This is a genomic window from Jatrophihabitans sp. (assembly GCF_046262535.1).
GTDB lineage: Bacteria > Actinomycetota > Actinomycetes > Mycobacteriales > Jatrophihabitantaceae > Jatrophihabitans.
Genome location: NZ_JBHEMO010000128.1, coordinates 1 through 8426, shown reverse-complemented (window position 1 = coordinate 8426; position 8426 = coordinate 1). Strand labels below are relative to the sequence as shown.

Sequence of the window (8426 nt, the reverse complement as noted above, 5' to 3'; positions counted from 1 at the left end):
TCTGCCTGGTATTCGCGCCCGGAGGAAAAGAGGGTTCCACCTTCGCGCGGTAACCTCGACGGCGCTGCCGCCTTAGCTCAGTTGGCCAGAGCAATCGCCTTGTAAGCGATAGGTCGTCGGTTCGAACCCGACAGGCGGCTCCGAGCGGCGGGTCAACCAGCCAACATCACTCCGAGAAGTACGGCGGCGAGCGCGCTGAGGCCGGTCAGCGCGCCGAAGACAGCCAGGCCGCGCGGCGATCTTGTTGAACGCCCGGGCGGCCATCCTGGGCACGTCCTCCGCACCCGCGCCGCGCAGCGCCGGGACGAGTGCGGCAAGGGTCAGCTGGCCGCCGACCCATACGGTCGCGGCCAGCACGTGCAGGAACAGACGGATCGTGTCCCAGCCGATACCGATCACACCGTCACTGTGCCAGTCGCGGTCGACGCGACGATGAATCACCTGACCAGCTGGCGCAGCCGGTCGAGGAGCGCGTCCTTGACGGCCTGAGTGACCGCGGCGTTGATCTGCCTGGTGAGTTGATCGGGATCGTCGAGATGGGCGAGCACCGACCGTAGATCGAGCTTGTCGATCGCACGTTTGAGCACGTCGTCGGTCTGCAGCGCGCTGTTGATCACCCCGTCGGGCAGCGCGCGGATCAGGAGCTTCACCAGCCCGGGAAGAGGGGCGTCGGCCAGGACCTCATCGCTGAGTTCGGACGCCTTGGGCAGGCTGCCGTCGGCCTTCATCCGGTCGACCGCCCCGAGCAGGCCGGCCCGCAGCGCCGCGATCTCGGCAGCCGGACGTGGCCCCGGCGTCGCCAGTTCCAGGATGAGCGCTTCGCGGGACTTGCCGAGTCGGCACGCCGCCCCGTCCGTCCCGAGCAGCACCAGTCGCTCGCCGAGCCCTTCGATCCCACTCGCGACCGAGGTAACCACCCGGGCTGCACACGGGTCGGCCGCGCGAAGCGGGGTGAAGTCGCCGCCGCCGTTGGCCACTTGGACGCCGAGCACACCGCCGATCAGAGCCGCGGCGATGGCCGGGAGCAGCCAGGTGCGCAGCGTCATGAAGGCCCGCTGTCGAACTCCGGCCGGCGTCGACCCACCGGGACCAGTGCAAGCAGCGCGGCCGCGGCCAGGCCCGCGCCGATCAGGAAGGACCGCCGGAACGCGCGGCTGGCGGCCCGTTCGAGCTGCGCGTCCAGGTCGCGCTCCAGCCGACCGGCGGCCAGACGTTGCGCCGGCGCGACGTCGAGTGCGGCGAAGGCGGGATGCAGGTCGGGCACCCGGCCGCGCTCCTCGGCGAGCCGGTTGCCGAGACCCTGGGCGAGCGCGATCTTGTCCTGCGTGAGCAGCGGGGCGTCCAGCACCAGCGAGGTGATCGCCTCTTGCGCGGGCACCTGAGCATCCTGCAGGTCAGCGGTGAAGACCGGGGTGAGGATCGCCAGCCCGAGTACCACGCCGGCGTGGCGGGCGCCGATCGTCCAGCCACCGTGCAGCACCCTGGGGACCCGGTCGCGCAACGCGGCGAAGGTCAACGCGTCGACCGTGAGGCCGAGGCCGAGCCCGACGAGCACCTGCGGCGCGATCGTCCAGGCAAGGTTCGCCGACGGCGGAAGCGCCAAGCCGGTGAGGCCACCTGCGATGAGCAGGCAGCCGGCCGCAGTCTCCGACCGGGGGCCACTGCGTAGCGTTCGAGCGAGCGGCCGGGCGACGACGGCCGCCAGCGGCACCACCGAGACGGTGATTGCGGCGACCGCCGGGGGCCGCCCCCAACCCTCGACGAGCAGTAGCACGAGCAGGAACAGGGCGGCGGTGAGAGCGGCCGACAGCAGCGCGAGGGCCAGGTTCGGCGCGATAGCGGGCCGGCTGGGGTCCGGGTGGCGCATCGGAGCCGCCCGGACCGCGAGCGCGGCCGGCACGGCCAGCACAGCCATCGGAACCTGCACGACGAAGATCGCCTGCCAGGAGATCGCGTCGGTGAGCATGCCACCGACGACTGGGCCGGACGCCGAACCGAGCACGCCGGCGGTGATCCAATACCGGACCCCACGCCGCTCGTCGGTAGCCGCGACCAGCAGCTCGAGGGCGCCGACGAGGACGACCGCGCCGCCGACCGCTTGGACGCAGCGGGCCGCGATGAGGACGTCCATCGAGGTGGCCAGCGCGCATGTGGCGGATGCGCCGGCGAACACGGCGACGCCGATCGCACAGAGCGGCCCCGGGTCGCGGTGCGTGCAGAGCCAGGCGGCCGGCACCACGAGGACGGCGAGGACGAGGTTGAACGCGATGAGCACCCAGGCGACCTGCGTCACGGTGCCCCCGAGATGACGCAGGATCTCCGGCAGCGCGAGCGTGACGATGGCCGAGTCGGCGAGCACGAACGCCACCGTCACCGCGAGCAGCGGGACAGCGATGCGGCGCACCACGTCAGCCTGCCACTGCCCGGCGCAGCAGCTGTCCTTTCCTGTCACTCGTCGGACTGCGGCCGGCGCCACAGGCCATTCCTATCCGGCCCGGTTACCTTCGAGTTCTTCGCCCTCAGGGAGAGCCGATCATGACGAGCACACCCCCAGATCATCCGCGGGCGGAGCCGCCCGACGAGTCGCCTGCGGCCGGCCCGCCGGCGGACGCGCCGGGTCAGGGGTATCCGGCGTCTTATCCGGGCGGCCCTCATCCGCCGCCCGCGCCGTTCGCCCCGGTGCCGCGCCCGCCGAGGGTGCCGTGGGTGAATCCCGACCGCCGAACGCACATCCTCGGCGCGGGCATTCTCGGTGGCCTGGTCGTGCTGGCCGCCGGGTTCGGGATCGGCTACGCCGTCGCCCCGTCCGGCCATCACGAACGGGGCCCGATGATGCGGTTCGAGCGCGGTGGCGCATATTTCCCCGGCCACATGGTTCCCGGCCCGGCGGGGCAGTTCCCCGCGCCGGGGAACGGCCGCCGCCGGCTGCTGCCCGGTGCGCCGCCGGCGTCGGCGTCCACGTCCGCTGCGCCCACCACACCGACGCCGACGAGCACCAAGTGACGTAGCGATCTTGTGCAGACACGCGGGCTCTTGCCCGCGCGTCTGACAAGATCTCCGACAAGGCGAGCGCTCCGCCGCACGTCGGCGATTCCGTCCGTCGCGCCGGATGGCGATCGACGGGTTACGGTTCGCGAGTGGACAGAACGGGGCCATCCCGCCCAGAGGACGATCCGGATGTGCCGGACGACGGTTCGGACGCACCCTTTCTCGATGTCACCCCTCGGCGCGGCCGCCGACGCGCGCACTCAGATGCGCCTCCGGTTGACCCAGGAGGTGACACGGCGGATGACGCCGAGCCGCGCTGGACCTCACGGTCGTCGGGCGATCACGGGGGAAGTCCGAGCGGGCGCCTTCGTCCTACGGACCCGGCGGCCGTCCTGAGGCCGTTGGCCGAGGAACTCGGCGAGCCGGTCCCGGCGCCGCCACCCGAGCTGTTGATCGAGCCTGCGGATCCGGTGGCCGACGCCGACCCGGTGGCGCCCCCGCCGCCCGCGGCGGAGGTCCGCGGCCGGCGCAAAGGTCGCTCGGGCCGGCGTGGACGCGACGCTGAGGTGGCGGCCCAGTCGGCCGAGCCGCTCGCCGGCGAGCCGGTGGTGCTGCCACCCGCTGCCGGCTGGCGGCGAACCGCACCGGCTGATGTCGCCGGCCCGTCGCCGGAAGAGCTGGGCCGCTCGCAAGAGGCGCTGGCGGCGGCTGAACAGCGCAGCGTCGCTCTCGAGGAGGAACTCCAGGCCGCTCGCGCCGCTCTGGCCGCGGCCGAGGAGCGGGCCGACGCGCTGGCCCAGCGTGACCTCGAAGCCCGCGCCCAGATCGTCGAACTGCTCGAGGTCGAACGGAAGGCGGTCGGCGAGACGGTTCGCGCAGCCGACGAAGAGCGCGGGTTGCAGGAGCACCGAGCTGAGTTGGCCGAGCGGCAGCTGGCCGACGCGCTGCAGCGCCTGGCTGAGGCGGAAGCGGTCGTCGAGGCCGCCGCGGCCGAGGACCTCCGGGCCGTCGTGGAGCGGGAAACCGAGCGGGCGTCGGCGCTGCAGGAACGGGTGTCGCAGCTCGAGCAGGAGCTCGAGGCCCAGCGCGCGGCGGCGCACGAGTCCGATGCCGAGCACGTCGCCCATGCCGATCGAGCCGCCCGGGCCGAAGAGGAACGAGACGTGGCCATCCGGCTGGCCCAGGAGGCCGAACTGGCGGCTCAGGCGGCCCGAGCAGCTCAGCTCGGTGAGACGGCGCGCAGCGCAGCGCTCGAGCGCGACCTGCGGGCTCACCGCGATCTCGTGACATCGCTCGAGGGTCAACTCGCCGCCACTCGTCAGGCCCTGCAGGATTCCGAGGTCTCGCGAATCGTCGATGTCCGCCGTGCCGAACTGGCCGAGGAGCGCGACGCTGCCTCGTCGTCCGCGGCCGCGGAGGCCTGGCAAGCAGCCGAAGAAGCGGAGGCCTGGGCGGAGGAACAGCGGCTGCACAACCTCGCCCTCCTCCGTCAGATCAAGTCGGTGCAGGACGCTCTGCGCAGCGAGATCGCGAAGACGAGGGTCGCCACGGAGCGCGCTGACGCCGCGGCCGACGAGAGCGCTGAAGCAGGGGCGGCGCTGGTCGACGCCCATGAGCAATTGGCCGCCGCCCGCGCCCAGGTCGACGACCAAGCTGCCCGCCTGCTGGATCGGGAAGCCGAGACGGTGGACGTACGGGCCGAGCTGGCTGACGCACGGGCCGAGCTGGCCGACGCACGGGCCGAGTTGGCCGACGCACGGGCCGCAGCGCTCCAGCAGCGGACCGAGGCCGAGTCGGCGCAGGCCGACGCGTGGGAGCAGGTCGCCCTGGCCGTCGCGCGCGCGGATGCGGCGGAGCGCGGTCGGGCCGCCGCGGACCGTGAATTCCGGGCCGAACGCGAGACCTATGAGCGCGACCGGGCAACGGTCGATTCGATGCTCGCCGAGGCACGCGACGCGGGAGCGGCCGCCGAGGCGCGGGCCGACGACCTGCAGGGGCGCCTCGACGAAGCCGAGGCGCAGGCTCGCGACGAGCGGGACTCGGCCGAGCAGGAGCGCACCCAGCTCCACGACGCGCTGGCCGAGGCGTGGCTGCAGCTCGCGGAAGCACGATCCGAGCGCGACGAGTTGCAGCAGCACCTCGCGGAAGCACGCTCAGAACGCGATGACCTGCAGCAGCGCCTCGATACCGCACTCGACGAGGCGCGTGGCGAGCGGGAATCGGCCACCACCGAGCGCGCAGCTGCCGAGAGTGCTCTCGCCGAGGCGCGCGAGCAGCTGGCCGCATCCAGGGCTCAGATCGAGGACTGGCGCACGCGCTACCGGGACGTCGACGAGCAGCTGGCCGCCGCCCGTGCGGCCGCCGACGAGCAGCTGGCGCAAGCCCGCGAGGCTGCCGCAGCGGCCGAGGCAGCGGCAGCAGCCGAGGCGGCCCGGCCACGTCCGAGGCCCAAGCCCCGCTCGAGTTAGCGATCTTGTGCAGACCCGCGGGCGATTTCCCGCGGGTCTGCACAAGATCGCCGAAAAATCAGGTCAGCCCTCAGGCCGCAGCAGCCCCGGCATCCGTAGCGCCTGTTCGAGATCGGCGGGCGTCCCCAGCAACACCACCGCGATCCGTGCCATCGTCAACCGGGCCCAGTCCGCCGTCGCGTCGGGGGCGTCGCCGAGCGCCACCCGGAACCCGACGTACTCGAAGGCGTGGAGCAACACGTCGATGTCGATCGACGGCGGCGGGGTGCGACCGAGCTTGACGAAGCGCGCGATCAGGCGTTCGCGCAGCATGTCGAGCGTCCGCTCCCGGTGCGGCGAGACGGGCGAGGACGGGTCGTGCAGTTCGGCGAACAGGGGCCGCAGGGCCGGGCCGTGATTACGAGCCCACGCGAGGTAGGCGTCGATGCCCTTGACGACCATGCCGACCTCGTCGTCGGCCCGGTCGAGCGCGGCTTGCAGGCCGTAGACCAGCGCCATGTCGGAGGCGTCGAGGATCTGCTGCAGCGGCTCCTCGGCGTTGGCGAAATACCGGTAGAAGGTCGGCCGGGCGATGCCGGCCCGCTCGATGATGAGCGCCACGCTCAGCCCGTGCGAACCGCGCTCGGCGAACACCTGGGCGGTGGCCTCGACGATGCGGGCCCGGGCCGCCGCGGCGGACTCCTCGCTCTGCGGCGGACGGCCGCGGCGGGGGCTGGACGGCACCTCCGTCGTCTTGACATCGCTCGCGGCCACGGGTTTACTCTAACAGTAGTGTTCACTGAACAACAGTGTTCAGCAATTGATCTTGCAATCGTGCCGAGGTCGAACTTCCCGGGAAATTTTGAGGTGCTGTACGTGACTGCAACTGTGCGGACTACGAGCGGCCGCCGGCGGATAGCCGCGGTGGCTGACCACGCCCCGAACCCGAGCGCGACGCCGGCCTGGTCGCTATTGCCCGAGCGGGTCACCGCGCTGGCCAACCGGGCGAGGGCCGGTGGCGCCCCGAGCGTCCGGACCCAGGCCCCGGCCACCGGCGCCGGGATCGTCGACCTGCCGCAGTCGTCGGTCGCGGACCTCGACGCCGCGTTCGAACGCGCGCGCCTGGCCCAGCTCGAGTGGTCCGCGCGCCCACTCGCCGAACGCACGGCTGTGTTCTCGCGGCTGCACGACCTGATCCTGCGCGAGCAGTCCGAGATCCTCGACATCCTGCAGACCGAGACCGGCAAGGCGCGCAGCCACGCGTTCGAAGAGGTCGCCGACGTGGCGATCAACTCGCGGTACTACTCACGGACGGCCGCAGCGGCGCTCAAGCCGAAGAGCCGCTCGGGCGCGCTGCCGCTGCTGACCGCCGCCCGCGAGGTCCGCCACGCGAAGGGCGTCGTCGTGGTCATCTCGCCGTGGAACTACCCGCTCGCACTGTCGGTGTCCGACGCACTGCCCGCCCTGATCGCGGGCAACGCCGTCGTCTCCCGCCCGGACAACCAGACGGCCCTCACCACGCTGTGGGCCCACGAGCTGGCCGAGAAGGCCGGACTGCCCAAGGACGTGTGGCAGGTCGTCCTCGGCCGGGGCAAGGACATCGGCAGCGAGCTGATCGCGCGCGCCGACTTCGTCGACTACACCGGCTCGACCGCCACCGGCCGCGGCATCGCCGAGCAGGCGGCCGCGCGGCTGATCGCCTGCTCGCTCGAACTCGGCGGCAAGAACCCGATGCTCGTCCTCGACGACGCCGACGTCAGCAAGGCGGCCGAGGGCGCCATCCGCGCCTGCTTCTCGTCGGCCGGCCAGCTGTGCGAGTCGATGGAGCGCATCTACGTCGCCGACAACATCCATGACCAGTTCGTGGAGAAGTTCCTCGCCCGGGTCGAAACCATGCGCCTCGGCGCCGACCTCGAATACAACTCCGACATGGGGTCGCTGACCTTTCCCCGCCAGCTCGCGTCGATCAGCGAACACGTCGAGGACGCGAAGAAGAAGGGCGCCACCGTCCTCACCGGCGGCCGCGCGCGTCCCGACCTCGGGCCGTACTTCTACGAGCCGACGGTTCTCACCGACGTCACGCCCGACATGCTCGTCCACCGGGACGAGACGTTCGGCCCGGTCGTGTCGATCTACCGCGTCGCCGACGACGAGGACGCCATCGCCCAGGCCAACGACACGGCCTACGGGCTCAACGCGAGCATCTGGACGAAGGACACCAAGCGAGGCCGCCGCGTCGCCGAGCGCCTGCGCGCCGGTGCGGTCAACATCAACGAGGGCTACGCCGCGGCGTGGGGCAGCGTCGACGCACCGTCCGGCGGCTTCGGCGATTCCGGCTTGGGCCGCCGGCACGGTGCCGAGGGCATCCTGAAGTACACCGACGTCCAGACCATCGCAACGCAGCGCCTGCTGCCCATCGCGCCACTACCCGGCATGTCCGACGAGACGTGGGCCAAGACCCTGACGGTGGCGCTGTGGACCATGCGCCGCCTCCGCCTGAAGTAGGAGAGTCATGAAGTCAGTAGCCGACAAGATCGTGCTCGTCACCGGGGCGGCCATGGGGTTGGGCAAGCTCTTCGCTCGCACCGCGGTGCAGGAGGGCGCGACGGCCGTCGTCCTCTGGGACATCAACGAGATCGCGTTGAAGGACACCGCCGCCGAGCTCGAGGCCGAGGGCGGCACCGTCCACAGCTACGTCGTCGACGTCTCGTCGTCCGCCGCGGTGACCCGAGCCGCCAAGCTGGTCCGCCGCGAGGTCGGCGACGTGCAGATCCTGGTGAACAACGCCGGCATCGTGCGCGGCAACGGGTACTTCTGGGAGAACAAGCTGCGCGACGTCGAGCAGACGATGCTGATCAACGCGCTGGCGCCGATGTACGTGGCCCGCGAGTTCCTCCCGGCGATGGTCGAGTCCGACAGCGAGTGCCGCATCATCAACCTGGCCTCGTCGGCCGGTCTCAACGCGGTGCCGCGCATGGCGGCCTACGCCGG

7 protein-coding genes and 1 tRNA gene are annotated in these 8426 nt (G+C 71.9%); 5 read left to right on the top strand and 3 right to left on the bottom strand.

Annotated features, from left to right (window positions below):
• Positions 1-66 precede the first annotated feature (66 nt).
• Positions 67-140, top strand: a tRNA-Thr gene (locus ABR571_RS17055).
• Positions 141-437: 297 nt separating this feature from the next.
• Here the strand turns inward: ABR571_RS17055 and ABR571_RS17050 are convergent.
• Positions 438-1046: a hypothetical protein gene (locus ABR571_RS17050; RefSeq protein WP_409454405.1), complete on the bottom strand. Its 609-nt coding sequence runs from the start codon at positions 1044-1046 to the stop codon at positions 438-440.
• Positions 1043-2404, bottom strand: coding sequence for an MFS transporter (locus ABR571_RS17045; RefSeq protein WP_409454404.1), 1362 nt, complete (start codon positions 2402-2404; stop codon positions 1043-1045). The genes ABR571_RS17050 and ABR571_RS17045 overlap by 4 nt, the downstream gene beginning before the upstream one ends.
• A 302-nt stretch (positions 2405-2706) precedes the next feature.
• Between ABR571_RS17045 and ABR571_RS17040 the strand changes: the two genes are divergently transcribed.
• Together ABR571_RS17040 and ABR571_RS17035 are read left to right on the top strand one after the other, a co-directional pair.
• A complete protein-coding gene (locus ABR571_RS17040; protein WP_409454403.1) occupies positions 2707-3003 on the top strand; it encodes a hypothetical protein in 297 nt (98 codons plus the stop codon).
• 386 nt (positions 3004-3389) lie between these two features.
• The gene (locus tag ABR571_RS17035) at positions 3390-5456 is read left to right on the top strand and encodes a hypothetical protein (protein ID WP_409454402.1); all 2067 of its coding nucleotides are present in this window, start codon (positions 3390-3392) and stop codon (positions 5454-5456) included.
• Positions 5457-5519: 63 nt separating this feature from the next.
• On the opposite strand, the gene ABR571_RS17030 is transcribed toward ABR571_RS17035, so the two are convergent.
• Positions 5520-6209 carry a TetR/AcrR family transcriptional regulator gene (locus ABR571_RS17030; protein WP_409454401.1) on the bottom strand — a complete coding sequence of 230 codons (690 nt, stop codon included), beginning with the start codon at positions 6207-6209 and terminating at the stop codon, positions 5520-5522.
• Positions 6210-6359: 150 nt separating this feature from the next.
• On the opposite strand from ABR571_RS17030, the gene ABR571_RS17025 reads away from it, so the two are divergent.
• Positions 6360-7940 (top strand): succinic semialdehyde dehydrogenase, encoded by a 1581-nt coding sequence (locus tag ABR571_RS17025; RefSeq protein WP_409454400.1) that lies wholly within the window; start codon positions 6360-6362, stop codon positions 7938-7940.
• A gap of 7 nt (positions 7941-7947) precedes the next feature.
• On the top strand, positions 7948-8426 hold a 479-nt coding region (locus tag ABR571_RS17020), incomplete at its 3' end, for an SDR family NAD(P)-dependent oxidoreductase (RefSeq protein WP_409454399.1).